The sequence below is a fragment of the Variovorax sp. 22077 genome (assembly GCF_052044195.1).
Classification (GTDB): Bacteria; Pseudomonadota; Gammaproteobacteria; order Burkholderiales; family Burkholderiaceae_C; genus Variovorax; species Variovorax atrisoli.
This window is the reverse complement of sequence record NZ_JBQEQC010000006.1, coordinates 141,901-165,837: the sequence shown is the minus strand read 5'-3', so window position 1 is coordinate 165,837 and position 23,937 is coordinate 141,901. Positions and strand designations below refer to the sequence as shown.

Below are 23,937 nucleotides of genomic sequence, written 5' to 3'. Positions count from 1 at the left end.
ACAGTTCACGCCTCCGGCTTGAGCAGGTCCGACGCCAGCTCCTGCGTCAGGGCAGCCACGTCGTCGCGCTGCTTGAAGAGGATGCCGGCGGTGTCGACCACCACTTCGGGGTCGAGTTCGACTGTGTCGAGCGCGATCAGCGCCCTCGCCCATTCGACGCTCTCGGCAATGCCGGGCGCGCGCTGGAAGGCATTGGCGAACGGTGCCTCGCGCAGCCGCGCGACGAAGGCGGCGACTTGCGCCGACAGCTTCTCGCCGGCCTCGGGCACACGTGCACGCACGATGGCCAGCTCGCGCTCGCGCTCGGGGTAGTCGAGCCAGTGATAGAGGCAGCGGCGCTTGACCGCATCGTTGAGCTCGCGCGTGCGGTTGCTCGTGAGGATGGTGACCGGGGGCACCACCGCGCGCACCGTGCCCAGCTCAGGAATGCTGACCTGGTATTCGCCCAGGTACTCGAGCAGGAAGGCCTCGAAGGGCTCGTCGGCGCGGTCGACCTCGTCGATCAGCAGCACGGCACCCGGCAGCGGCGTCTGCAGCGCCTGCAGCAGCGGACGGCGGATCAGGTAGTGCGGCTGGTAGACCTCGGCCTCCACGTCGCGGGCCGCGCCCGTCGCCTCGGCGGCGCGCATGTGCAGCAGCTGCGCGGCGTAGTTCCATTCATAGAGCGCCTCGCGCTGCTCCAGGCCGTCGTAGCACTGCAGCCGCAGCAGCTCCCGCCCCAGCGCCGTCGAAAGCGCCTTCGCCAGCTCGGTCTTGCCCACGCCGGGCTCGCCTTCGAGCAGCAGGGGACGCTGCAGCTTCAGCGCGAGGAACACGGCCGTGGCCAGTCGCCGGTCGGCGAAATAGCCGGCCTGCATGAGTCCGGCGGAGAGGGAGTCGATGCTGGGAAAGATCATGGCCTAGGGTAATGGATGGCCGTTGCGAAGGCGGAGGCGGACATCCGGACGCGAAGGGCGCGAGGATCGCGCGAAGAACGCGAAAGAGAAACCGAAAAAATTCCTGGCTGTTCCTTTGCGTCTCTCGCGAAACCTTCGCGCCCTTCACGTGTCCGGTCGGTCCGAACCCTCCGCGCCCGACTGCGTCAGCCCAGCGCCTTGGTCACGGCCCTTTGCGTCAGCACGCTGATCAGGTTCGCCCGGTAGGCGGCCGATGCGTGCAGGTCGCTGTTCAGGTCGCTCGCGTCGATCTTCACGGCGGCGGCAGCCGCGGCGGTGAAGCTCTTGTTGAGCGCATCTTCCAGCCCTGCATGACGGAACACGCCATTGCCCGCGCCGGTGATAGCCACGCGCACGCCGCCGTCGTACTGTGCGAGGAACACGCCGACCAGCGGGAAGTGCGACGCCTTCTGGCGCAGCTTCTCGTAGGCCGCACGCTTCGGCACGGGAAAGCGGATGGCGGTGATGAGTTCGTCTTCTTCCAGCGCAGTGGTGAAGAGGCCCTGGAAGAAGTCATCGGCCGCGATCTCTCGCTTGGAGGTGACGATGGTCGCGCCCGAGGCCAGCACGGCGCTGGGGTAGCAGGCGGCCGGGTCGTTGTTGGCCACCGAGCCGCCGATGGTGCCCATCGCGCGCACCTGCCGGTCGCCGATGCGCGAGGCCAGGTCGGCCAGCGCCGGGTAGGCGGCCTTCACGTCGGCGTTGTTCGCCACGTCCAGGTGGCGCGACATGGCGCCGATGGTGATGGTGTCGCCGCTTTTCGTGATGCCGGCGATCTCCTTGATGCCGCTCAGGTCCACGAGCTGCTCGGGTGCCGAAAGCCGCAGCTTCATGGAAGCCAGCAGTGTCTGTCCGCCGGCCAGCGGCTTGGCGCCGGAGGCCACGAGTCTTGCCGCGTCGGCCACCGAGGCGGGCCGTTCAAGTGTGAAGGCGTACATGGTGTGGTTCCTTCTTTGTTCTAGTTCAGTGGTTGGCGGCTGCAGCCTGCATCGCTTCCCAGACGCGGGCGGGCGATGCGGGCATGTCGAAATCCTTGACGCCCAGCGGCGCCAGCGCGTCGAGCACCGCATTGATCACGGCCGGCGGCGAGCCGATGGCCCCCGCTTCGCCGCAGCCCTTGGTGCCCAGCGGGTTGTGCGTGCAAGGGGTGCACACGGTGTCGAGCTTGAACTGAGGGAAGTCGCCGGCGCGCGGCATGGCGTAGTCCATGAAGCTGCCGGTGAGCAGCTGGCCGGTTTCCTTGTCGTAGACGCAGTTCTCGAGCAGCGCCTGCCCGATGCCCTGCACCAGCCCGCCGTGCACCTGGCCCTCGACGATCATCGGATTGATGATGGTGCCGAAGTCGTCCACCGCGGTGAAGCGGTCGACGCGGACCTCGCCGGTCTGCTTGTCGACCTCGACCTCGCAGATGTAGGTGCCGCCCGGGAAGGTGAAGTTGGTCGGGTCGTAGAAGGCGGTCTCGTTCAGGCCGGGCTCCAGTTTGTCTAGCGGGTAGTTGTGCGGCACGTAGGCCGTCAGCGCCACCTGGCCGAACGGGATCTTCTTGTCGGTGCCCTTGACCGTGAACTCGCCGTTGGCGAACTCGACGTCGGCGTCGCTGGCTTCCATCAGGTGCGCGGCGATCTTCTTGGCCTTGGTCTCGATCTTGTCGAGCGCCTTCATGATGGCCGCGCCGCCCACCGAGATGGAGCGCGAACCGTAGGTGCCCATGCCGAAGGGTACTCGGCCGGTGTCGCCGTGCACCACGTCGACGTTCTCGACCGGAATGCCCAGCCGTGCCGCCACGACCTGCGCGAAGGTGGTCTCGTGGCCCTGGCCGTGGCTGTGCGAGCCGGTGAACACCGTCACGCTGCCGGTCGGGTGCACGCGGATCTCGCCGCATTCGAACAGGCCCGCACGTGCGCCGAGGGCGCCTGCGATGTTCGACGGCGCGATGCCGCAAGCCTCGATGTAGCTCGAATACCCGATGCCGCGCAGCTTGCCGTTGGCTTCGCTCGCGGCCTTGCGCGCCGCGTAGCCATCGACTTCCGCGAGCACGCGCGCCTTGTCCATGCAGGCATGGAAGTCGCCCGTGTCGTACTGCAGCGCCACGGGGGTCTGGTACGGGAAGGCGGTGATGAAGTTGCGCTTGCGGATCTCGTCCTGCCCCAGGTTCATTTCCCAGGCGCAGCGCGACACCAGCCGCTCCAGCAGGTAGGTGGCCTCGGGCCGCCCCGCCCCGCGGTAGGCATCCACCGGCGCGGTGTTGGTGAACCAGGCATCCACCTCGACGTAGATCTGCGGCGTGGTGTACTGGCCGGCCAGCAGCGTGGCGTAGAGGATGGTGGGCACCGCCGTCGAGAAGGTCGACAGGTAGGCGCCCAGGTTGGCGTCGGTGTGCACGCGCATCGCGAGGAACTTGCCGTCCTTGTCCATCGCCATCTCGGCGTGGCTCACGTGGTCGCGCCCGTGCGCATCCGACAGGAAGCATTCCGAACGGTCGGCCGTCCACTTGATGTTGCGGTTGAGCTGCCTCGCGGCCCAAGTCAGGCACACGTCTTCCGCGTACAGGAAGATCTTGGAGCCGAAGCCGCCGCCCACGTCGGGCGCGATCACCCGGACCTTGTGCTCCGGCAGGCCCAGCACGAAGGCCGTAATCAGCAGGCGCTCGACGTGCGGGTTCTGGTTGGAGACGTACAGCGTGTAGTCGTCGCCGGCGCGGTTGTAGCTGCCGATGGCCACGCGCGGCTCGATGGGATTGGGCACCAGCCGGTTGTTGACGAGGTCCAGCTTGGTCACGTGCGCGGCGCCGGCGAACACCGCATCGACCGCCGCCTTGTCGCCCAGCGCCCACTTGTAGCACTGGTTGTCGGGGGCCTCGTCGTGCAGCGTGACGCCGCCGGCCTTCTTCGCGGCGTCGGCCACGCTCACCAGCGCGGGCAGCACCTCGTAGTCGACCACCACCGCCTCGGCGGCGTTCCTGGCCTGCTCCACCGTCTCGGCCACCACCATGGCCACGTGGTCGCCCACGTAGCGCACCTTCTTGATGGCCAGGATCGGGTGCATCGGCTCCTTCATCGGGGTGCCGTCGGGGTTGTTGATGAGCCAGCCGCAGGGCAGCCCGCCCATCTTGCTCTCGATGTCCTTGCCGCTGAAGATGCCGATGACGCCGGGCATCTTCAGCGCCTCGGCGGTGTCGACCGACTTGACGACGGCGTGGGCGTGCGGCGAGCGCACGAAGACCGCATGGCTCTGGTTGGCCAGCGTGATGTCGTCGGTGTAGTTGCCCGAACCGGTGAGGAATCGGTAGTCCTCCTTGCGGCGGACCGCCTCGCCGATGTGCGGCAGGTTCGAGAAATCGGAAGCGCCCATGATGTCGCTCTCCTCAGGCCGTTGCCGTTGCCTTGACGGGAGTGCCCGAGGCCATGGCCTCGCCGCCCATCTTCACTGCCTTGACGATGTTCTGGTAGCCCGTGCAGCGGCACAGGTTGCCGTCGAGCAGCTCGCGGATCTCGGTCTCGCTCGACTTGGGATGGTGGGTGCACAGGTCGATGGCGCTCATGACCATGCCCGGCGTGCAGAAGCCGCACTGCAGGCCGTGGCACTCCTTGAATGCCGCCTGCATGGGGTGCATGGTGCCGTCGGCTTCGGCGATGCCCTCGATGGTGGTGACTTCGGCGCCGGCCGCCTGCGCCACCAGGATGTTGCACGACTTGACGGCCCGGCCGTTCAGGTGGACGGTGCAGGCGCCGCACTGGGCGGTGTCGCAGCCGACGTGGGTGCCTGTGAGATGGAGATGCTCGCGCAGAGCGTGTACGAGAAAGGTGTTGGGGGGAGCGTCGACCGTGACCGGGCGGCCGTTGACCTTGAAAGCGACCTGCATTTGGCTGTCTCCGTAAAAGGTGATGGCTGTTTGAGCAAAAGCATCTTGGATGCCGGCCTTTCGCACTATCCTAGGCAAAACCCTTGACACTTGCACAGAGCGCGCGAAATTCTCAAAATGAAACAGCCTGCCGTCCGGCGGGCCGGGAAAAGCCTGCATACATGCGCGAAAAACCACGATGTCTGTATCAATCGTTTCGCAGCCTCCTGAGCGTTCCCTGGCAATCGCCCAAGCCCGCCGCGAACTGATAGAAGGCGAGTCACCCCAAAGAGCGCGGGGGGCAGCCCGCATCGATTCCTGGATCACCCGCTCCTGGCAGCGCTGCATCGAGGCCGGCCGCCGGCCGCAGCAGCGCGTCCAGTTCGACCCCGTGAGCCGCTCGGCCGGCAAGGACATCGTCGAGCGCAACCGCGCGCTGGTCGCCGCGGCCCGCCCGGTGATCGAGCAGCTCTCCCGCGCCATCGCCGACACCCGCTATTTCGCCGTACTGACCGATGCAGAGGGCATCGTGGTCGACGTGGGCAACCTGCCCGACGGCACCGATGCTGCCAGCCGCTATGCGCGGGACATCGGGCGCATCGGCGTCGACCTGTCGGAGCGCGCCATCGGCACCAGCGCCATCGGTACCGCCCTGGCCGAGCAGGAATCGGTCTGGCTCCACCGCGGCGAACATTTCTTCGACGACACCAGCGTCTACAGCTGCGCCGGCGCGCCGCTCTTCGGCCCCCGGGGCGACTGCATCGGCATGCTCGACCTGACCGGGGTGCACGTGGCCGAACGCCCCGAGCTGCGTCACCTGGCGACCCTGTCGGCGCGCAACATCGAGAACATGCTGGTCAAGCGCGAGCCCTGCGAACTGCTGCTGCGCCTGGCGTGGCCGGGCAGTTCGGGCGGCGAGGCAACGGAAGGGCTGCTGTGCATCGACGCGGTGGGCGGCGTGACCGGCGCCAACGCAGCGGCGCGGCAGATGCTGCACCAGCCGCTGCCGCACGGCGGGCACACCCTGAACTTCAACGACCTCTTCGCGCTGCCCCTGCACATGATGTTCGACGCGGCCCGTCGCGGCGATGCGGTGCTCGAGGTGCCGCTGTGGTCCGGCCTGCGGGTGCAGGTACGGCCCCAGCCCGGCGGCAGTGGCGCGGCGGCTTCCGCGAGCCCGTCTCCCGACAACAAGCCGAGGCTGCGCGACGTGGAAACCGCGCTGATCCGCAAGGCCGTGGCCGATGCCCGCGGCAACGTGGCGGAGGCCGCGCGGACCCTGGGCATCAGCCGCGCGACCGTCTATCGCAAGCTGTGGCGCGGGCGGCCTGCCGGCGCGCCGGACTGAAACACCGCCAGTCCGTTCAGCCTTCGTTCAGACTGCGGCGCTCAGGCGCCAACCGGCACCTTGTCCAAGAAGCCCGTCACAGAACGCAGCTTGCCCGCATCGACCTGCGCGAAGTCGGTGCCCTGGATCAGGTCTTCTGCGCCGCTGGGACCCAGCGTCCACGAGAAGCGCAGATGGTCGCCGTGCGAATCGGCCTTGCCCAGCAGGTTGAAGCGGAAACCCGGATAGCGCTGGTGCACCACCCCCACCAGCGCGCTGATCTGCTCTCGGCCGATGGCCTGGGCGAGCGGATCGACGTAGCGCGCGTCGGCGGTCCAGCCGGCCTCGATCAGCGCGGCGCGGCGCTCGGCGTCGGTTTCGTTCCAGACCGCGATGTAGTGTTGGGCAATGGCGGTGGCATCGTGTGTGGCAGTGTTCATGGTGACCATTCCTTTCCGGGTGTCGACCCGCAACATCGCGGGGTGAAGGAATGGTCGCGCCGCACGCGATGCGCGTCGATGACGTGGCAGGTCATGAGATGCGGGATCGGGCAGCCGAACGCAGCCCCTCGCGAAACCTCCGCGCCCTCCGCGTCCGGCCGCCCGCTCCCCGTTCCAGGCAGTCACATCGCGTCGAGCGGAAACACCGGCCGCCTGACCTTGCCGAACGGGAACAGCCCGTAGTCCGAACTCGTGACCCCCGGGCTGTCGCACTCCACCAGCGCCGCCGAGAGCGGCTCGAAAACCGGCCGGCAGTACATGCGCGACTTGAGCAGCAGGAAGCGCTCCTTGCGCGGATCGAGCCCCGCACACTCGAAGACGCCGATGTCCCACGGCTCCTGCGTGCGCTCGGTCACCACGATGCGCGCCGCGCCGATGTCGAAGAGCACCGTGCGGCCCATGCTGCTGCGCTGGCCGGTGTAGGTGGGCCCGGTGATGACGTATTCGCCGTTGCCGATGGTGCGCACGATGCCCGTCAGGCGCACCGGCGTCTTCTCGAGCCCGATGCCCGCGAGCGAGACCTTGTTGCCCAGCGCGACCGTCACCTGCGCGCCCTCGCCCGCCGCGACGAGCTGCGCCACCGCCTCGGGGTCGCACAGCGGACCGACGCCGATGCCGTGCAGGCCCTGGGCCAGCGCCTCCTGCAGCACGTCCATGGTGTCGCAGCTTCCGCCCGACATGCAGTTGTCGCCATGGTCGAGCAGCAGCACCGGCCGCGTCGCACCTTCGGCGATCAGCTTCGCGCGCGCGATCGACTCCGCCAGCGGCTCGCTGCGGTAGACGAAGGCCTCGCGCTGCGCCCACATCTGCGCCGCGATGCGGTCGGCCGTTGCCTGTGCGCGTTCGGGCGAATGCGCGTCGACCGCGATCACGCTCATGCAAGGCGCCTCGATGTCCGACAGCGAGAAGCCCGCGAGGATCGACACCGCCAGCGATTCCGACTCCTCCGCCTCGCGCGCCGCCTCGATGGCCTGCTTCATCGCGCCGGTGAAGGAGGCGCTGCGCAGCGTGTGCGCCATCAGCGGCAGCCGGTGCCAGCGCATGTGCGGCTTGCTGCGTCCGGCGAGCATGTCGAAGAGCAGCCGGCCGGCATGCTCGCCGGTCTCGTACATGTCGACGTGCGGGTAGGTCTTGAAGCCGACGATCACGTCGGCGTTCTCCACCATCGCGGGCGTGACGTTGGCGTGCAGGTCGAGCGCCACGCCGATGGGCACGCCCGGCGCCGCCGCGCGCAGGCGCAGCAGCAGGTCGCCTTCGCCATCGACGCTGTTGTGCGCCACCATCGCGCCGTGCAGGTCGAGCAGGATGGCGTCGCAGCCCGGGGCCGCGTCGACGATGCACTGGGTGAGCAGCGTGTAGGCCTGCGCATCGACCGGGCCGCTCGGGTTGGCCGAGGCCGACACCGGCGTGACCACGGTCGCGCCCGCCTGCTCGGCGAGATCGATGAAGGCGGACATCGCGGTGCGCATGCCCTTGTTGTCCCGGTAGGCCTGCTCGCCGAAGGTGGGACCGTCGGGCCCGAAGGCCGCGAGCGGCGTAGGCACCGGAGAGAAGGTATTGGTCTCGTGGTTCAGACGCGCGATCAGCACCTTCATTGCGCCGCTCCCGCGCTCTGCAGCATCGCCTGCAGCAGCACGTTGCAGCCGGCCTCCAGGTGATCCGGCTGCGCGTCCTCGATCTCGTTGTGGCTGATGCCGTCGCGGCAGGGCACGAAGATCATCGCCGTGGGGCAGACGCGCGCGAGGTACACCGCGTCGTGGCCCGCGCCGCTGATCACGTTCATCCAGCTCAGGCCCTGCGCCTGCGCGGCGTCGCGCACGGCCGCCACGAGCCCGGGCGTGAAGGGCTGCGGCGGGAAGTACACGACCTGCTCCACCGACATCTCGACCTTGGCCTTCGCGGCAATGCGCTGCACGGTTTCCTTCAGCGCGGCGTCCAGCGCCGACAGCACCGTGTCGTCGGCCGCACGCAGGTCGACGCTGAGCTTCACCCGGCCCGGGATCACGTTGCGCGAGTTCGGGTACGCGTCGATCCAGCCGACCGTGCCGCGCGCGTGCGGCGCGTGGGCCAGCGCGATGCGGTTGACCTCGATCACCAGCTCGGAAGCGGCCAGCAGCGCGTCCTTGCGCAGCTCCATCGGCGTGGGACCGGCATGGGCTTCCATGCCCTGCACCACCACGTCGTACCAGCGCTGGCCCAGCGCTCCCTCGACCACGCCGATCACGCGCTCGTTGGCTTCGAGCACCGGGCCCTGCTCGATGTGCGCCTCGAAGTAGGCACCCACCGGCGACGCTTCTGCCGAGACGGGCGCGCTGCCCGCATAGCCGATGGCGGCCAGCGCCTCGGAGACGCTGATGCCATCGTTGTCGCGCTGCGCCAGCGCATGCTCCAGCGTGAAGGCGCCGGCGAACACGCCCGAGCCCATCATCACCGGCACGAAGCGCGAGCCTTCCTCGTTGGTCCACACCGCCACCTCGAGCGGCGCCTCGGTCTGCACCCCGGCGTCGTTCAGGGTGCGGATCACCTCCAGCCCGGCGAGCACGCCGTAGTTGCCGTCGAACTTGCCGCCCGTGGGCTGGGTGTCGATGTGGCTGCCCGTGGCCACCGGCGGCAGCGCGTTGTTGCGGCCGGCGCGGCGCGCGAAGATGTTGCCGATGGCGTCGACGCGCACCTCGCAGCCGGCCTCGCGGGCCCAGCGCGAGAACAGGTCGCGGCCCTGGCGGTCGAGATCGGTCAGCGCGATGCGGCAGACGCCGCCTTTCTCGGTGGCGCCCAGTTGCGCCAGTTCCATCAAGGAGTTCCAGAGCCGCTGGCCGTCGATGCGGAGTTCGTTGTGAGAGTTCTTCATGGCTTTCGAAAACGTTTGATGCGTTGCGTAGGGAGGGCGCTCAGGCGAGGCCCACACCCAGGTAGCGGTCCTTGACTTCGTGGTCGGCCATGAAGTCGGCATTGCCGGCCTCGTGCACGATCACGCCCTGCTCCACGATGTAGTGGCGGTCGGCCAGCTGCACGCAGACCTCGAGGTTCTGCTCGACCAGCAGGATCGCCACGCCCGCGGCCTTGATGGTCTTGAGCTGCGCGACGATCTCCTCGACGATCACGGGCGCCAGGCCCTCGACCGGCTCGTCGAGGATCAGCAGGCGCGGATGGTTCATCAGCGCCCGGCCGATGGCCAGCATCTGCTGCTCGCCGCCCGAGAGCTGCCCGCCGCCGTTGCGCCGGCGCTCCTTCAGGCGCGGGAAGATCCGGTAGATGTCGTCCAGCTGCCAGGGCGACTGGCGCCGCAGGCCGAGCAGCAGGTTCTCTTCCACCGTCAGCAGCTTGAAGATGCCGCGGTGCTCGGGCACCAGGCACACGCCGCGCGTGGCGATGCGGTGCGCCGGCATGCCGGCGATGTCCGCACCCTGGAAGCGCACCCGCCCGCTGGTGGGCGTGACCGCCCCGGCGATGCTCTTGAGCGTGGTCGACTTGCCCGCGCCGTTGCGCCCAAGCAGCGTGACCAGCTCGGCCTCGCCCACGGTCATCGACACGCCCTGCAGCACGTGGCTCTTGCCGTAGTGGGCGTGCAGCTTCTCGACTTCGAGGATGTTGTCGCGGGCGCCGCTCATGCCTTGCCTCCGGTGATCATGTTGCCCAGGTAGGCGCTGCGCACGCGCGCATCGGCCCGGATGTCGCCCGGAAGCCCCTCGGCCAGCACGCGGCCCAGTTGCATCACGGTGACAGTGTCGGAGATGTCCATCACGATGTTCATGTTGTGCTCGATGAGAACCACGGTGTGCGCGTCGCGCAGGCCGCGGATCAGCTGCTTCATGTCGTCGAGGTCGTCGATGCCCATGCCCGATGTCGGCTCGTCGAGGAAGATCGCCTTCGGCCTCGCCGCAAGCGCCATGCCAACCTCGAGCCGGCGCTGCTGGCCGTGCGAGAGTTCGCCGGCCGGCGTGTCCGCCAGCCGCTCCAGCCCGATGCGCTGCAGCACCTCGTCGACGATCCGCGTGCAGGCGAGTTCGCCGACCGGTGCGCGCCAGCAGTTCATGGCCTGCCGCGGCGACACGCCCTGGGCCGCCACGCGCAGGTTCTCGCGCACCGCAAGGCTCGCGAACAGTGCCGTGACCTGGAACGAGCGCGCCATGCCGCGCTGCACGCGCTTGTGGTCGGGCTCGCGCGTGACGTCATGGCCGTCGAACAGGATGCGTCCGCCGGTGGTCATGCCGGTGCCGGTGAGCATGTGGAACAGCGTGGTCTTGCCCGCGCCGTTGGGGCCGATCACCGAGTGCACCGTGTTGCGCCGGATCTTCAGGTCGACCCCGCCGAGCGCCGCGAACTTGCCGTAGTGCTTGGTGACGCCGACGGCTTCGATGAGAACGTCGCTCATGCTTTTTCTCCTTGCGCGTCAGGCGAGACAGCTGCAGCAGGCGCGGCCGGGGCCGCCGGTGACCTGCGGAAGATGCGCTTCCAGGCGCTCTCGCCCAGCCCCCAGAGCCCGCGCTGCATGCCGATGCTCACGCCGATCAGCAGCAGCCCCAGCAGCAGCAGCCAGCGCGGCCACAGCGTGGAGAGCCAGTCGGCCAGCAGCACGTAGAACGCCGAGCCCAGCACCGAGGCGAACAGATTGCCGGTGCCGCCGATCACGGTGATGACGAGGATCATCTCGCTCGTGTGGTACTCGGCGTTCGACAGAGGAGCGATGCCGGTCATCATGGCGTGCAGCCCGCCCGCGAGGCCGGTGACGGCGCCTGAGATCACGAAGGCCAGCAGCTTGAAGCGCTTGAGGTCGTAGCCCACGGCGGCGGCGCGGTCCTCGTTGTCGCGGATCGCCAGCAGCGTGCGGCCGAAGACCGAGTCGGTCACGCGCAGCAGCAGGCCGAAGGCGACGAGGAACACCACGGCCACGAAGGCGTAGTACTTCCAGGGCGTGTCCATGAAGCCGGGGCGCGGCACGTCGAGCAGGCCGTTGTCGCCGCCGGTGAGGCCGGTGGCGGTGTAGGCGATGAAATAGAACATCTGCGCGAAGGCCAGCGTGAGCATCACGAAGTAGGTGCCGCGCTGCCGGATGGCAACCCAGCCCACCACCGCCGCGCCCAGTGCGCCCATCGCCACGGCGGCGAGCAGCGCGAGCGGCATCGGCAGGCTCAGCCGCGTGAGCAGGATGGCGATGGTGTAGCTGCCCAGCCCGAAGAAGATGCCCTGCCCGAAGGAGAGCAGCCCGGTATAGCCCAGCAGCAGGTTGCAGCCCAGCGCGGCCAGCGCGTAGATCAGCACCTCGCTCGCGAGCGAACCCGAGCTCAGCACCAGCGGCAGGCCGAGCACCGCGATGAGCGCCAAGAGGAAAGTGGTATTGCGGGACACGATGGATCCCTCCTTCAATGGTTCATGTTCCGGCGCATCGGCCCCGAAACGGGCAGAGCGATGCGCGGCCGGGAACGGGTCCGTTCGCAGGCACCCGCGGAACCGGTTCTGCCGGGCCGCCGGGTGCGCCCCTCGAGGGGGATGCGGGCCACACGAAGTGGGCGAGAGTCGGGGTGGCTCATACGCTTCGGCCGAGCAGGCCGTGGGGGCGCAGCAGCAGCACGGCCGCCATCGCGATGTAGATCATCAGGCTCGCGCCCGGCGGCCAGATGGTGCTCATGAGGCTCTGCACGATGCCGATCAGCAGGCCGCCCACGAGCGCACCGCCGAAGCTGCCGAGCCCGCCGATCACCACGACCACGAAGGCCACGGCCAGCGCCTCGACGCCCATGAAGGGCTCGGCGCCGCGGATGGGCGCGGCCAGCACACCGGCCAGCGCCGCCGTGGCCGCGCCGAGCGCGAACACCAGACTGAACACGCGGAACACGTTGATGCCGAGCAGCGACACCATCTCGGTCGACTCGCTGCCCGCGCGCACCGCGCTGCCCAGGCGCGTGCCCTCGAGCACCCACCACAGCAGCACCGCGAGCACGGCGGTGAAGCCGATCACGAAGAGCCGGTACTTCGGATAGACGAACGAGCCCCACATGACCACGCCCTGCAACAGGTCGGGCGTGGCGACGCTGTTGCCCAGCGGGCCCCAGAACACGATCACCATCTCCTGCACCGCGAGCGCGAGGCCCACCGTCACGAGGATGTGGAACTCGTGCGCCTTGGCGTACACGCGGCGCAGCAGCAGCTTCTCGGCCAGCCAGCCCAGCGCGCCCACGAAGAGCGGCACCAGCAGCAGCGCCAGCCAGAAGTTCATGCCCCACTGAAGGGCCTGGAAGCAGAGGTAGGCGCCCAGCAGGTAGAAGGCACCGTGCGCGAAGTTCACGAAGCGCAGCAGGCCGAACACGATGGACAGGCCGACCGCCAGCAGGAAATACAGCATGCCGATGCCGATTCCGTTGATGGTCTGTAGCAGGTAGACGGACATAGGTATAGGTAATGGCAGGCGCTCAGGCACGCTCCCTTTCGGGAACACCGCGGAGCCGGCTTCGCCGGGCCGCAGGTGTCGCTCCCTGCAAGGGGGTTGGCGGCCACACGAAGTGGGCAAGCCTGGGGGTCAGCCCAGCTTGCAGCCTGTCTTGTCCACGGCGAGGAAGGACTTGCCCGAGCTGACCACGTCGACGTAGTCCGCCGCGTCCTTCATCTTCGACTTGGCCTTGCCCTTGAGCAGGTAGTAGTCCTTGATGACCTGGTGATCGGCCTTGCGGATCTCCTCGCTGCCGGTGAGCCCGTCGAACTTCATGCCTTCGAGCGCGGCGATCACCGCCTTCTGGTCGACCGAGCCGGCCTTCACGATGCCATCGATCAGGATCTTGGTGCAGATGTACGAGCCGGCGAGGCTGTAGTTGGGCACGATCTTGAGCTTGTCGGCGGTGCGCTTCACGAGGTCCTTGTTGAGCGGCGTGTCGGCCGTGTGCCAGTACTGCGCGCCGAAATAGACGCCGTCGCACAGGTCGGCGCCCAGCTCGTCGAACTGTTCGAGCCCCGAGGCCCAGGCCATGAGGATCGTCATGTTCTTGTGCATGCCGAAGCTCACCGCCTGGCGCAGCGCGGCCGACGACTGCGCGCCGAAATTCAGCAGCAGCAGCACGTCGGGCTTTGCGGCCATGGCGTTGGTGAGGTAGCCGCTGAACTCCTTCTCGTTGAGCGAGTGGTAGCTGTTGCCCACGTGCTCGATGCCCTTCTCCTGGAAGATGTTCTTGGCGGCGCTCAGCAGGCCGTCGCCGAACACGTACTGCGGCGTGATCGTGTACCAGCGCTTGGCCTTCGGCATGGAGGCGATCAGCGGGCGCAGCGTCTGCTCGATCGCACCGAAGGTGGGCACCGACCAGCGGAAGGTGGCGGGGTTGCAGTCCTTGCCTGTGATCTCGTCGGCGCCCGCGGTGGTGATGAACAGGCCACCGGCCTTCTCCGCCTCCTTGCCCATCGCCAGCGCTTCCGACGACAGGATGCCGCCCGCGAAGAACTTCGCGCCCTGCTGCTGCGAGGCTTCCTGCACCTTGCGCACGGCGGTGGCCGGCTTGCCTTCGGTGTCGAGCACCGTGTAGGCCAGCGGGCGCTTCAGCACGCTGCCGTACTGCTCGATCGCCAGCTTCATGCCCAGGTCGGCGAACTTGCCGTTGGCCGCGAAGGCGCCCGACATCGGCACCGGGCAGCCGAATCGGATCGCGTCCGCCGACTGGGCGAAGGCGGCGCGGCCGCCCAGGAGCGAGGCGGGGGCAGCCGACAGGGCGGCCAGCTGAAGAAGTTGTCTGCGTTGCATGAGTTCTCCGGTCGTGATGGGAAATAAGGAAAAGGGACGCCAGCGATTGCGGCGAATTTAAGCGGATAAATAGGATTAATATGCTGGTAAAAACCCGCTAGCAACAGCCGTGCCAAAATCTGCTGCCCTCCCCTTGGGGCCCAATACCTGCTTACAGGTCACCTTCTGTTTTTCCATCGCTCCGAACGCATGAATTCGTCTCCATCTGATCGTGAAATGCCGCGGAACCGGCTTTGCCGGGCCGCTGGCATTGCCCCCGGCGAGGGGGTGGGCGAAGCCACACGAAGTGCGCGAAGCCTGGGGGTGAGCGAATGAAAGTGGGGCAGAACCGTCCTAAGCGGCAGAAGCTCTCTGACGTCATCGTCGAAGACGTCAAGCGATGGATCGTGGCGGAGCGCAAGCAGCCCGGCGACCGGCTGCCGAACGAGAAGGAACTGATCGAGCTCTTCGGCTATTCGAAGAGCACCGTGCGCGAGGCGCTCAAGGCGCTGGAGGTGCGCGGCCTGATCTCCATCCGCACCGGCCCCGGCGGCGGTGCCTACCTGCAGCAGGTGTCGGTGGAGCATGCCTCGGAGCCGCTGCGCAACTTCCTGCACTTCCACCATCTCGACGGCCACCACATCTACCAGCTGCGCAAGGCGCTGGAGCCCGAGCTGGCGGTGAGCGTGGTGGGCCGGCTGACGCCGGAGCAGTTCGAGAAGCTGGAAGAGAACGTGCGGCTGTGCACGGTCGAGCCGACCAGCGAGGACGAGCTGCGCATCCAGCGCGAGGCCGAACTGGCCTTCCACACCATGCTGGCGGAGAGCTGCCCCAATCCGGTGCTCTCCTTCATGTGCCGCTTCCTCAACGACCTGCTGCGCGACCTCGTGGTCTACAAGAAGGCGCTCGACCACCACCACTTCGGCGAGGCCAACGTCGACTACCACACGCAGCTGCTGGCGGCCTACCGCAGGGAAGACGCCGCAGAGGTGCGCCGGCTGATGGCCGAGCACATGGTCGACGCCGAGCAGCACATGCACGAGATGGAGGCGCACATCGGCGCCAAACACCTGCTGCTGCCGAGCGGGCAGCGCTGACTTCCCCCGCTACCTCATCTACTTCCGGTGCGCCTGCTCCAGGCATTCCTGGAACGCCAGCACCGCCCGCGACGGCTTCGGCGAACGCCGCAGCAGGCTCACGAAGCGGCACGCGTAGTTGAAGCGCGCCGGCAGCACCGCCTTCATGAGTCCGCGCGCCTCGAACACCTGCGCGTAGTGGTCGGGCAGGAAGCCCAGGAAGCGCCCCGAAAGAATCAGCGTCGCGATCGCCTCCTGGTCGAAGCCCGTGGCCATGCGCGACAGCTTCGCTCGGTGGCTGAGTTCCATGTTGGGCGAGTGGTAGCCCAGCCCCGCGAAATGGTGCTCGCGCAGCCTGGCCCAGGTGAGCTTGTCGTGGCGCACGCCGAAGAGCGGATGCCCCGCGCCGCAGTACAGCAGCATGGTCTCGTCGAACAGGTCGGCATACACCAGGCTCTTGGAGGCGCGGTGCGCCGGGATGATGCCGATCTGGAAGTTGCCCTCCAGCACGCCCTGCTCGATGGCGTTGATCGAGCCCACGTGCACGGCCAGCCGCACCTCGGGCGCGATCTCGGTGAAACGCGCGATCGCCTCGCCGATGCGCGCCTGCGGGTTGGTGGCCGTCTTGTCGAACAGCGCCACGTCGAGCTGGCCGCCCATGCGGTTGTGGATGTCGTCGATGCTGCCGCGGAAGGCGTCGACCGAGGCCAGCAGGCGCAGCGTCTCGTCGTACACGCGCTGACCCTCGGCGGTGAGCGCGAAGCCCGCCCTGCCCCGCCGGCACAGCACGAGGCCGAGGCGCGTTTCCAGGTCCTTCACGTGGCGGCTCACGGTGGAAGTGCCGATGTTCAACTCCAGCTCGGCGGCCGCCATCCCGCCGCAGTCGACCACGCTCTTGAACACCTTGAGCAGGCGCAGGTCCATGTCGCTGAGCTGCCCCAGGACGGCGCGGTTGCGGGTGCCGGAGGCACCATTTCGGGCTTTCGCCTTTACTTGCATGAAACGTCAAGTGAACATTGATATTGCGCCATTCTCCACACTGAACGGCTTGCGAACAATCGGCGCATCCCATCACCTCCGGAGCCCGCCGCGCGCGGGAAACGCCATGACCATCGCCACGCCCACCATCGAACCGACGTCCGCCGTGCGCACCGACGCCGCCTGGCTCGAAGCGCACTGGATGCCCTACACCGGCAACCGCAACTTCAAGGCCGATCCGAGGCTCATCGTGGAGGCCAAGGGCGCCTACTTCACCGACGCCGACGGCCGCAAGATCTTCGACGGCCTCTCGGGCCTGTGGTGCTCGGGCCTGGGCCACGGCCGCCCCGAGATCACCGAGGCGGTGAGCCGCCAGATCGCGAAGCTCGACTACTCGCCGGCCTTCCAGTTCGGCCATCCGCTGTCCTTCGAGCTGGCCAACAAGATCAAGGAGATGACGCCCGCCGGCCTCGACTACGTCTTCTTCACCGGCTCGGGCTCGGAAGCCGCCGACACCTCGCTGAAGCTGGCGCGCGCCTACTGGCGTACCAAGGGTCAGGCCAGCAAGACCCGCCTGATCGGCCGCGAGAAGGGCTACCACGGCGTCAACTACGGCGGCATCTCGGTCGGCGGCATCGCGGCCAACCGCAAGCTCTTCGGCCAGGGCGTGGAGGCCGACCACCTGCCGCACACGCAGCTCGCCTCCAATGCCTTCACGCGCGGCATGGCCGACAACGGCGTGGAGCTGGCCGACCGCCTGCTGGACATCATCGCGCTGCACGACGCGTCGAACATCGCGGCCGTGATCGTCGAGCCCTTCGCGGGCTCGGCCGGCGTGGTGATCCCGCCCAAGGGCTACCTGAAGCGCCTTCGCGAGATCTGCACCGCCAACAACATCCTGCTGATCTTCGACGAGGTCATCACCGGCTTCGGCCGCTGCGGCGCGCTCACCGGCGCAGAAGCCTTCGGCGTGACGCCCGACATCATGAACATCGCCAAGCAGATCACCAACGGCGCGCAGCCGATGGGCGCGGTGGTCGCGAGCAAGGACATCTACGACACCTTCATGGCGGCGGGCGGCCCCGACTACATGCTCGAGTTCCCGCACGGCTACACCTACAGCGCCCATCCGGTGGCCTGCGCCGCCGGCATCGCCGCGCTCGACGTGCTGAAGAAGGAAGACATGATCGGCCGCGTGCAGGCGCTCGCGCCGCACTTCGAGAACGCGGTGCACAGCCTCAAGGGCAGCAAGCACGTGACCGACATCCGCAACTACGGCCTGGCCGCCGGCCTGACCATCGCGGCCCTGCCCGGCGAGCCCGCGCGCCGCCCGTACGAGATCGCGATGAACTGCTGGAAGAAGGGCTTCTACGTGCGCTACGGCGGCGACACCATCCAGCTCGCCCCGCCCTTCATCGCAGAGAAGGCCGAGATCGACCGCCTGGTGAACGCGCTGGCCGACGCGCTGGCCGAGACGGCCTGATCCTTCAGCGCCCTTTCAGCCCCCTTGAGGGGCAGCAGGCGTCGCCGCGCGAGCGGCGCGGTCCTACACCCCGGCGGTCCACAGGTTCCCAGAATCTGTCGGGCCGCCGATGACCACGCTGCAGACAGACATCCCCGCCCGCCTCGACCGACTTCCATGGTCGCGCTGGCACTGGCGCGTGGTGATCGCGCTGGGCGTGGCCTGGGTGCTCGACGGGCTCGAGGTCACGCTGGTGGGCTCCATCGGCGCAGTGCTGGAGCGGCCCGACACGCTGGGGCTCACGGCCGGGGAGATCGGGCTGTCGGGGTCGGTGTACGTCGCGGGCGCGGTGCTCGGCGCCCTGCTCTTCGGGCGCATGACCGACCGGCTCGGGCGCAAGAAGCTCTTTCTCATCACCCTCGCCGTCTACACGGTCGGCACGCTGGCGACGGCCTTCTCGCCGAACTTCGCCTTCTTCGCGCTGTGCCGCTTCGTCACCGGGCTGGGCATCGGCGGCGAGTACGCGGCCATCAACTCGGCCATCGACGAGCTGATTCCGGCTCGCGTGCGCGGGCGCGTGAACCTCGCGATCAACGGCAGCTTCTGGATCGGTGCGGCGCTGGGCGCGGCGCTCAGCCTCGTCCTGCTCGACGCGCGCGTGGTCGGCCCGGTGTGGGGCTGGCGCGCAGGCTTCGCACTGGGTGCCGTGCTGGCGGTGGCCATCCTGCTGGTGCGGCGCCACGTGCCCGAGAGCCCGCGGTGGCTGGTCGCGCACGGGCGCGCCGACGAGGCGCGGCGCATTGTCGAGCGCATCGAGGCGGAGGTCGAGGCGCAGCACGGCCCGCTGCCGGCCCCGCGGGACTTCGTCGTGAACTACACCGCCGCGCGTCCCGAGAGCCCGCCGATGCGCCAGGTGGCGCGCGTGCTGTTCAAGCGCTATCCGCAGCGCAGCGTGGTCGCGCTGGCGCTGATGATTTCCCAGGCCTTCTTCTACAACGCGATCTTCTTCACCTACGCGCTGGTACTCACCCGGTTCTACGGCGTGCCCGAGGGCAACGTGGCGCTCTACATCTTTCCGTTCGCGCTGGGCAACGTGCTGGGGCCGCTGCTGCTGGGGCCGCTGTTCGACACCGTGGGCCGGCGCCGGATGATCGCGCTGACCTATGTGCTCGCGGGCATCGGCCTCGCGCTCACCGGGTGGGCCTTCATGCAGGGCTGGCTCGACGCACGCGGTCAGGCGCTGTGCTGGTCGGCGGTTTTCTTCCTGGCCTCGGCCGCGGCGAGCTCGGCGTATCTCACGGTGAGCGAGGTGTTTCCGCTGGAGATGCGCGCGCTCGCCATCGCGATCTTCTATGCGATCGGCATGGGCGCGGGCGGCTTCGCAGCGCCGCTGCTGTTCGGCCTGCTGATCGAGACGGGCAGCCGCGGCGCGGTGATGGTGGGCTACAGCATCGGCGCCGGGCTGGTCATCGTGGCGGGGCTGCTGGCGCTGCGACATGCGGCCGATGCGGAACGCAAGCCGCTCGAGGAGGTGGCGCCGCCCCTGGCCTCCGAGGAAGGCAGCGAGCGCTGAGCGCCCTTCAGGTCAGAGCGCGCAGGTCCTGAAGCCGAAGAAGCCGTCGTCGCGATCCGGCAGCGCGAAGCCGCGGCGGCGCGGCGAGCGCAGGCGCGCACGTGTCGCAAAAGATGCGCCGCGCAGCACGCGCGCCCTTCCGAAGGCTGCGGCCGGATCGAACTCGGTGCCCGCGCTCCATGGATCGGCCCGATAGCCGGGCCAGGGCTGCAGGGTGCCCGACGTCCACTCGTGCACGTCGGCCCAGCGGAAGCCGCGCCGCGACGCCGTGTGCGCGGCGATCTCCCATTCGACCTCGGTCGCCAGCCGCCGGCCGGCCCAGCGCGCCCAGGCGTCGGCCTCCCACCAGCTCAGGTGCACGGCGCTGTGGTGCCCGGCCGCGCGCACGGTGGCGCCGAAGCGCTGCTGCAGCACCGAGCCGCCGGTGCCGTTGCGCGCCGCGCCGATCTGCTCGACATGGCGCGGCCCGCGCCGGCCCTCGATCTGCGCGTTGAGCCAGCGCCATCCTTCGCCGTGCCAGAGCTCCTCGCGGTCGTAGCCGCCGTCCTCGACGAATTCGACGTACTGGTTCCAGGTGACGGGCTGGGCGTCGATCTCGAATTCGGGCACGTCCAGGCGGTGCGCGGCACGCTCCTGCGCGAAGGCGAAGCCGCTGTCGGGCATGCCCAGCTCCCAGCGCGTGGCCGGCAGCAGCAGCGGCTCGCGCGTGACGGCGATCGGCGCCTGCTCGACGCCCAGGGGCAGGCCCATCGTCTGCGCCATCACCACGAACTGCTCGCCGCGCATGTCCTCATGGAAGAGCGCAAGGCGATAGAAGTACAGGCCGGCGTCGGTCTCGGCGGCGTTGTCGAGGAGCTCCAACGTGCTTTCCAGCGTCTCGAGCAGGTAGGCCTTGGTCTGGGCCAGGTCCGGTAGGTCGGGCGGCCAGCGGCGGCCGGGGCCGGAATGGGCAGGGTTCCACCAGTCGTCCGCGCCGGGATCGATGGGCGCCAGCCGCGTCGGCCGCATCGGGCAGTCGGCGCCGAAGGCTCGCTGGGTGTTGCGCCCGATCCACCATTCGGCGAACCAGCCGATGTGGCCGGCCAGCCAGGCGGCGGGCACCACGCCCTCGTCGTCCGCGCCAGGCGGCCGGGCCAGCGCCTGGGCGCCCAGGGCCTGTTCGTAGAGCGAGAGGAGGTGCAGCGTGTGGTTGCGCGCGTCGATCAGCGCCAGCGAAAGAAGCTCCCGCCCGGCCCTGCACATGTCGGGCGAATCGATCGAATGGGGCTGGCCGGCGGCGCCCGAGGGCGTGGAAGGCGGAAGGCGCGAGGACATGGACGATTATGGCGACCGCCGCGCCGGACGGGCTTTCGCGGCCTGCCGCCAGGCCCGCATTCCGGGAAAACCCCGCCCCTTGTTGCGAGTCAATACAAAGGTTCACGGGGGTAACATCGCGGGCTTTGCGCAGCCCCCACCAGGGGCCGGCGCTCCATCATCGGGATTCGTGGGAGACACCCTCTTGTCTGCATTCCTCAAGTTCGCGACCGGCATGGACTGGATCAGCGAAAAACTCGGCAAGATCGCCGGCTACGCCGTCCTGGCGGCATCGCTCATCTCCGCCGGCAACGCCCTCATCCGCTACGGCCTCGACTTCAGCAGCAACGCCTGGCTCGAGATCCAGTGGTATCTCTTCGCCGCCACCGTGATGCTGGGCGCCCCCGTGGTGCTGCGCTTCAACGAGCACGTGCGCGTGGACATCATCTACGGCAAGCTCAAGGGCTACGGCCCGGTCTACGTCGACCTCTTCGGGCTCATCTTCTTCCTGCTGCCGGTGATGGGCCTCTTCGCTTACCTGACCTGGCCCTTCTTCTGGAACATGTGGGTCACGGGCGAGATGTCGGGCAACATCGGCGGCCTCATCCGCTGGCCCGCGGCGCTGCTGATGCCGGTGGGCTTCGGCGCGATGTTCCTGCAGGGCGTCTCGGAAATCATCAAGCGCATCGCCTACCTGCGCGGCCTGATCGAGATGGACACGCACTACGAGAAGCCGGTGCAGTGACGGGCGCAGTTCTCCGCGCCCTCATGCCATCGCCCTCTCCCGCACCGCAGGACAAGTAGAAATGCACATGGAAAATTTCGCCCCGATCATGTTCGCGGGGCTCGTGGTGATCATGCTGATCGGCTTTCCGGTCGCGTTCTCGCTCTCGGCCCTCGGCCTGATCTGCGGCTTCTTCGCCATCGAGATGGGCTGGTTCCCGGCCGGCTTCATGGCCAACCTGCCGCTGAACGTCTTCGGCATCCTCTCCAACGAAACGCTGCTCGCCATTCCGTTCTTCACATTGATGGGGGCGGTGCTCGAGAAATGCGGGCTGGCCGAGGACATGCTCGACTCCATGGGCCAGCTCTTCGGCCCGGTGCGCGGCGGCCTCGGCTACTCGGTGATCATCGTGGGCTTCATCCTCGGCGCCATCACCGGCACGGTGGCCGGCCAGGTGATCGCGATGGCGATGATCTCGCTGCCGATCATGATGCGCTACGGCTACAACATGCGCTATTCCACCGGCGTGCTGGCGGCCTCGGGCACCATCACGCAGCTGGTGCCGCCCTCGCTGGTGCTGATCGTCATGGCCGACCAGCTCGGCACCGACGTGGGCCAGATGTACAAGGGCGCATGGGGCCCGTCGATCCTGCAGGTGCTGATCTTCGCGATCTACACCTTCCTGATCGGGCGCATCTACCCGAGCTACGTGCCGGGCCTGCCGGCCAGCGCGCGCACGCTCAACGGCTGGGCGCTGTGGGGCAAGTGCCTGCGCGGCATCATTCCCTCGGCCATCCTGATCTTCGCGGTGCTCGGCTCGATGGGCGGCCTGCCCTTCATGGACAAGGCCATCGCCACTCCGACCGAAGCCGGCGCCATGGGCGCGGTGGGCGCACTGATCCTGGCGCTGGTCCACCGCCGCCTGAACTGGCAGCTGCTGAAGGACGCCATGGAAGGCACGATGCGCCTGACGGCCATGGTGGTGTTCATCCTGATCGGCTCGCGCGTGTTCTCGCTGGTGTTCCAGGGCGTGGACGGCGCCAAGTGGATCGAGCACATGCTCTCGGGCCTGCCCGGCGGGCAGGTCGGCTTCCTGATCGCGGTGAACATCTTCGTGTTCTTCCTCGCGTTCTTCCTCGACTTCTTCGAGATCGCCTTCATCATCCTGCCGCTGCTGGGCCCTGTGGCCCACAAGCTGGGCATCGACATGGTGTGGTTCGGCGTGCTGCTGTGCGTGAACATGCAGACCTCGTTCATGCACCCGCCCTTCGGCTTCGCGCTCTTCTACTTGCGGGGCATCGCGGACACGCTCTTCAAGAACGGGGCGCTGCCCAAGAAGGTGGAGTCGCGCGACATCTACCTGGGCGCGGTGCCGTGGGTGGCGATGCAGCTGCTGCTGGTGGCCATCGTGATCTTCTTCCCGCAGACGGTCACCGTGTTCCTCGAGAAGGAAAAGGTCGTCGACATCGACAAGGTCAACCTCGACATGCCGGTGGAAGAGCAGCCCACCTCGCCCGACAGCAACGGCGTGAACATGGAAGACCCCTTCGGCAACGAGAAGAAGGACGAGTCCTCCACGCCGCCACCGTCCACCGACGCGCCGCCGGCCTCCGGCGAAGCCACCAAGCCGTGAGCGACCAAGCCCACGGCCCCGCTGAAGAACGACAACAACAAGACGACGACCGAAGCCCTGGCGGCGACACGGCCAGGGCCATCATCGAAAGCCCCGCCTTCCCGCCGCTGCTGCGCACGCTGGCGGTGGTGCTGGTCATCGATCTCTTCGCATTCGGCATCTGGAGCCTGCCCTCGCTGCGCTCGGCCGACTGGTCGACCAGCGCGCTGGTGGTGATGGGCATCGCGGCGCTTTGCGTGGTGTGGGTCGGCTACTGGATCGTCTACAGCCGCACCCGGCTCGAAGGCGACGTGCTGGTGCAGACCTGGCTCTGGGACAAGCGCGTGAGCGCGCAGGACGTGGCGCAGCTCAAGCTGGTGCACATCCGCATGCTCGAACGCGTGATCGCGCCGCGCCTGCTGGTGCGCCGGCGATTCGGCGGCATGACCTGGTTCCACTCGGCCGACGCGGCCGTGCTCGTCGCCTTCGGCGAGCAGGTGGCGAAGCGGACGATATCGCCCGCGCCGCCGAAGGCGTAGCGAACCCTATCGGCGCAGCAGCCGCTGCATCGCTTCGCCGATGGCCTGCGGCTTGTCGATGCCATCTCCGCCCACCGGACAGCTCGCAGCCTGCGCCCTCTCCTTGCCCCTCGGCCCCACCGTGGCGTGCAGCCGCTCGCAGTCGCAGCGCAGCCGGGCCTTCAGCGCCTTGGTGCGCGCATCGCGCAGCTCGGCGACCCAGCATGAATCACCGCAGCCGCAGGAGCGGTATTCGAGCACCTCGCCGTGCGTGCTCCACGGCAGCGCGTAGCTGCCCGTGCCGCCGGCGGCGTGGACGTTCGGCGCAAGCACGGCCGTGAAGAGCAACGTGGCGAAGGACGACGTTCGGAGCATCGGGCGGGACCTGCAGGAAATCGG

22 protein-coding genes are annotated in these 23,937 nt (G+C 68.3%); 7 read left to right on the top strand and 15 right to left on the bottom strand.

From position 1 onward, the window contains the following. Window positions 1-5: 5 nt before the first annotated feature. The 4 genes from ACTJLF_RS10805 to ACTJLF_RS10790 all read right to left on the bottom strand — a co-directional run bounded on the left by ACTJLF_RS10805 (window position 6) and on the right by ACTJLF_RS10790 (window position 4,797). Entirely contained in the window at window positions 6-896 is an 891-nt protein-coding gene (locus ACTJLF_RS10805) for an AAA family ATPase (protein ID WP_126185455.1), read from the bottom strand. Between the two features lie 185 nt (window positions 897-1,081). Further along, entirely contained in the window at window positions 1,082-1,873 is a 792-nt protein-coding gene (locus ACTJLF_RS10800) for an FAD binding domain-containing protein (RefSeq protein ID WP_132797337.1), read from the bottom strand. 25 nt (window positions 1,874-1,898) lie between these two features. Further along, on the bottom strand, window positions 1,899-4,286 hold the full coding sequence (locus ACTJLF_RS10795; RefSeq protein WP_440883052.1) for a xanthine dehydrogenase family protein molybdopterin-binding subunit: 2,388 nt from the start codon (window positions 4,284-4,286) through the stop codon (window positions 1,899-1,901). 13 nt (window positions 4,287-4,299) lie between these two features. Continuing rightward, the gene (locus ACTJLF_RS10790; protein WP_019654746.1) at window positions 4,300-4,797 is read right to left on the bottom strand and encodes a (2Fe-2S)-binding protein; all 498 of its coding nucleotides are present in this window, start codon (window positions 4,795-4,797) and stop codon (window positions 4,300-4,302) included. A gap of 178 nt (window positions 4,798-4,975) precedes the next feature. On the opposite strand from ACTJLF_RS10790, the gene ACTJLF_RS10785 reads away from it, so the two are divergent. Next, window positions 4,976-6,124, top strand: coding sequence for a helix-turn-helix domain-containing protein (locus ACTJLF_RS10785; RefSeq protein WP_440883051.1), 1,149 nt, complete (start codon window positions 4,976-4,978; stop codon window positions 6,122-6,124). Window positions 6,125-6,165: 41 nt separating this feature from the next. Here the strand turns inward: ACTJLF_RS10785 and ACTJLF_RS10780 are convergent, their stop codons facing one another. The 8 genes from ACTJLF_RS10780 to ACTJLF_RS10745 all read right to left on the bottom strand — a co-directional run bounded on the left by ACTJLF_RS10780 (window position 6,166) and on the right by ACTJLF_RS10745 (window position 14,323). Beyond that, window positions 6,166-6,543 carry a nuclear transport factor 2 family protein gene (locus tag ACTJLF_RS10780; RefSeq protein WP_026346379.1) on the bottom strand — a complete coding sequence of 126 codons (378 nt, stop codon included), beginning with the start codon at window positions 6,541-6,543 and terminating at the stop codon, window positions 6,166-6,168. 182 nt (window positions 6,544-6,725) lie between these two features. After that, a complete protein-coding gene (locus tag ACTJLF_RS10775; protein WP_019654743.1) occupies window positions 6,726-8,198 on the bottom strand; it encodes a M81 family metallopeptidase in 1,473 nt (490 codons plus the stop codon). Then, window positions 8,195-9,451, bottom strand: coding sequence for a Zn-dependent hydrolase (locus tag ACTJLF_RS10770; protein WP_019654742.1), 1,257 nt, complete (start codon window positions 9,449-9,451; stop codon window positions 8,195-8,197). Before ACTJLF_RS10770 ends, ACTJLF_RS10775 begins: the two co-directional genes overlap by 4 nt. 40 nt (window positions 9,452-9,491) lie before the next feature. After that, window positions 9,492-10,211, bottom strand: a complete 720-nt coding sequence (locus ACTJLF_RS10765) for an ABC transporter ATP-binding protein (RefSeq protein ID WP_019654741.1) — start codon at window positions 10,209-10,211, stop codon at window positions 9,492-9,494. After that, on the bottom strand, window positions 10,208-10,975 hold the full coding sequence (locus ACTJLF_RS10760; RefSeq protein ID WP_019654740.1) for an ABC transporter ATP-binding protein: 768 nt from the start codon (window positions 10,973-10,975) through the stop codon (window positions 10,208-10,210). The genes ACTJLF_RS10765 and ACTJLF_RS10760 overlap by 4 nt, the downstream gene beginning before the upstream one ends. After that, on the bottom strand, window positions 10,972-11,949 hold the full coding sequence (locus ACTJLF_RS10755) for a branched-chain amino acid ABC transporter permease (protein WP_354421527.1): 978 nt from the start codon (window positions 11,947-11,949) through the stop codon (window positions 10,972-10,974). Before ACTJLF_RS10755 ends, ACTJLF_RS10760 begins: the two co-directional genes overlap by 4 nt. Before the next feature lie 178 nt (window positions 11,950-12,127). Beyond that, entirely contained in the window at window positions 12,128-12,988 is an 861-nt protein-coding gene (locus ACTJLF_RS10750; RefSeq protein ID WP_019654738.1) for a branched-chain amino acid ABC transporter permease, read from the bottom strand. A 129-nt stretch (window positions 12,989-13,117) separates the two neighbouring features. Continuing rightward, window positions 13,118-14,323: an ABC transporter substrate-binding protein gene (locus ACTJLF_RS10745; protein WP_440883050.1), complete on the bottom strand. Its 1,206-nt coding sequence runs from the start codon at window positions 14,321-14,323 to the stop codon at window positions 13,118-13,120. Window positions 14,324-14,634: 311 nt separating this feature from the next. Here ACTJLF_RS10745 and ACTJLF_RS10740 point away from each other — a divergent pair, with 311 nt between their 5' ends. Further along, complete coding sequence (locus ACTJLF_RS10740; RefSeq protein WP_019654736.1) at window positions 14,635-15,399, top strand: FadR/GntR family transcriptional regulator; 765 nt, start codon at window positions 14,635-14,637, stop codon at window positions 15,397-15,399. 18 nt (window positions 15,400-15,417) lie between these two features. Here ACTJLF_RS10740 and ACTJLF_RS10735 read toward each other — a convergent pair whose 3' ends face one another. After that, window positions 15,418-16,377 carry a LysR family transcriptional regulator gene (locus ACTJLF_RS10735; protein WP_019654735.1) on the bottom strand — a complete coding sequence of 320 codons (960 nt, stop codon included), beginning with the start codon at window positions 16,375-16,377 and terminating at the stop codon, window positions 15,418-15,420. Between the two features lie 106 nt (window positions 16,378-16,483). On the opposite strand from ACTJLF_RS10735, the gene ACTJLF_RS10730 reads away from it, so the two are divergent. Together ACTJLF_RS10730 and ACTJLF_RS10725 are read left to right on the top strand one after the other, a co-directional pair. Continuing rightward, window positions 16,484-17,839: an aspartate aminotransferase family protein gene (locus ACTJLF_RS10730; RefSeq protein WP_440883049.1), complete on the top strand. Its 1,356-nt coding sequence runs from the start codon at window positions 16,484-16,486 to the stop codon at window positions 17,837-17,839. Between the two features lie 109 nt (window positions 17,840-17,948). Next, window positions 17,949-19,391, top strand: a complete 1,443-nt coding sequence (locus ACTJLF_RS10725) for an MFS transporter (protein ID WP_019654733.1) — start codon at window positions 17,949-17,951, stop codon at window positions 19,389-19,391. A 12-nt stretch (window positions 19,392-19,403) separates the two neighbouring features. Here the strand turns inward: ACTJLF_RS10725 and ACTJLF_RS10720 are convergent, their stop codons facing one another. Further along, window positions 19,404-20,705, bottom strand: a complete 1,302-nt coding sequence (locus ACTJLF_RS10720) for an SUMF1/EgtB/PvdO family nonheme iron enzyme (protein ID WP_126185446.1) — start codon at window positions 20,703-20,705, stop codon at window positions 19,404-19,406. Window positions 20,706-20,889: 184 nt separating this feature from the next. Here ACTJLF_RS10720 and ACTJLF_RS10715 point away from each other — a divergent pair, with 184 nt between their 5' ends. The 3 genes from ACTJLF_RS10715 (at window position 20,890) to ACTJLF_RS10705 (ending at window position 23,559) form a co-directional block, all read left to right on the top strand. Continuing rightward, the gene (locus tag ACTJLF_RS10715; RefSeq protein ID WP_019654731.1) at window positions 20,890-21,429 is read left to right on the top strand and encodes a TRAP transporter small permease subunit; all 540 of its coding nucleotides are present in this window, start codon (window positions 20,890-20,892) and stop codon (window positions 21,427-21,429) included. Between the two features lie 61 nt (window positions 21,430-21,490). Beyond that, window positions 21,491-23,041, top strand: coding sequence for a TRAP transporter large permease (locus ACTJLF_RS10710; RefSeq protein WP_019654730.1), 1,551 nt, complete (start codon window positions 21,491-21,493; stop codon window positions 23,039-23,041). After that, complete coding sequence (locus ACTJLF_RS10705; protein WP_132797321.1) at window positions 23,038-23,559, top strand: hypothetical protein; 522 nt, start codon at window positions 23,038-23,040, stop codon at window positions 23,557-23,559. The genes ACTJLF_RS10710 and ACTJLF_RS10705 overlap by 4 nt, the downstream gene beginning before the upstream one ends. 6 nt (window positions 23,560-23,565) lie before the next feature. Here the strand turns inward: ACTJLF_RS10705 and ACTJLF_RS10700 are convergent, their stop codons facing one another. Next, window positions 23,566-23,913 (bottom strand): hypothetical protein, encoded by a 348-nt coding sequence (locus ACTJLF_RS10700; RefSeq protein WP_126185444.1) that lies wholly within the window; start codon window positions 23,911-23,913, stop codon window positions 23,566-23,568. Between the last annotated feature and the right edge of the window lie 24 nt (window positions 23,914-23,937).

Excerpts from the sequence above, each read along its gene's own strand:
- ACTJLF_RS10805 (WP_126185455.1), bottom strand. The coding sequence starts at position 896 with ATGATCTTTCCCAGCATCGACTCCCTCTCCGCCGGACTCATGCAGGCC.
- ACTJLF_RS10750 (WP_019654738.1), bottom strand. The coding sequence starts at position 12,988 with ATGTCCGTCTACCTGCTACAGACCATCAACGGAATCGGCATCGGCATG.
- ACTJLF_RS10720 (WP_126185446.1), bottom strand. The coding sequence starts at position 20,705 with ATGTCCTCGCGCCTTCCGCCTTCCACGCCCTCGGGCGCCGCCGGCCAG.
- ACTJLF_RS10700 (WP_126185444.1), bottom strand. The coding sequence starts at position 23,913 with ATGCTCCGAACGTCGTCCTTCGCCACGTTGCTCTTCACGGCCGTGCTT.
- ACTJLF_RS10710 (WP_019654730.1), top strand. The coding sequence starts at position 21,491 with ATGCACATGGAAAATTTCGCCCCGATCATGTTCGCGGGGCTCGTGGTG.
- ACTJLF_RS10745 (WP_440883050.1), bottom strand. The coding sequence starts at position 14,323 with ATGCAACGCAGACAACTTCTTCAGCTGGCCGCCCTGTCGGCTGCCCCC.
- ACTJLF_RS10765 (WP_019654741.1), bottom strand. The coding sequence starts at position 10,211 with ATGAGCGGCGCCCGCGACAACATCCTCGAAGTCGAGAAGCTGCACGCC.
- ACTJLF_RS10775 (WP_019654743.1), bottom strand. The coding sequence starts at position 8,198 with ATGAAGGTGCTGATCGCGCGTCTGAACCACGAGACCAATACCTTCTCT.
- ACTJLF_RS10770 (WP_019654742.1), bottom strand. The coding sequence starts at position 9,451 with ATGAAGAACTCTCACAACGAACTCCGCATCGACGGCCAGCGGCTCTGG.
- ACTJLF_RS10780 (WP_026346379.1), bottom strand. The coding sequence starts at position 6,543 with ATGAACACTGCCACACACGATGCCACCGCCATTGCCCAACACTACATC.
- ACTJLF_RS10725 (WP_019654733.1), top strand. The coding sequence starts at position 17,949 with ATGACCACGCTGCAGACAGACATCCCCGCCCGCCTCGACCGACTTCCA.
- ACTJLF_RS10760 (WP_019654740.1), bottom strand. The coding sequence starts at position 10,975 with ATGAGCGACGTTCTCATCGAAGCCGTCGGCGTCACCAAGCACTACGGC.
- ACTJLF_RS10790 (WP_019654746.1), bottom strand. The coding sequence starts at position 4,797 with ATGCAGGTCGCTTTCAAGGTCAACGGCCGCCCGGTCACGGTCGACGCT.
- ACTJLF_RS10735 (WP_019654735.1), bottom strand. The coding sequence starts at position 16,377 with ATGCAAGTAAAGGCGAAAGCCCGAAATGGTGCCTCCGGCACCCGCAAC.
- ACTJLF_RS10740 (WP_019654736.1), top strand. The coding sequence starts at position 14,635 with ATGAAAGTGGGGCAGAACCGTCCTAAGCGGCAGAAGCTCTCTGACGTC.
- ACTJLF_RS10795 (WP_440883052.1), bottom strand. The coding sequence starts at position 4,286 with ATGGGCGCTTCCGATTTCTCGAACCTGCCGCACATCGGCGAGGCGGTC.
- ACTJLF_RS10730 (WP_440883049.1), top strand. The coding sequence starts at position 16,484 with ATGACCATCGCCACGCCCACCATCGAACCGACGTCCGCCGTGCGCACC.
- ACTJLF_RS10800 (WP_132797337.1), bottom strand. The coding sequence starts at position 1,873 with ATGTACGCCTTCACACTTGAACGGCCCGCCTCGGTGGCCGACGCGGCA.
- ACTJLF_RS10785 (WP_440883051.1), top strand. The coding sequence starts at position 4,976 with ATGTCTGTATCAATCGTTTCGCAGCCTCCTGAGCGTTCCCTGGCAATC.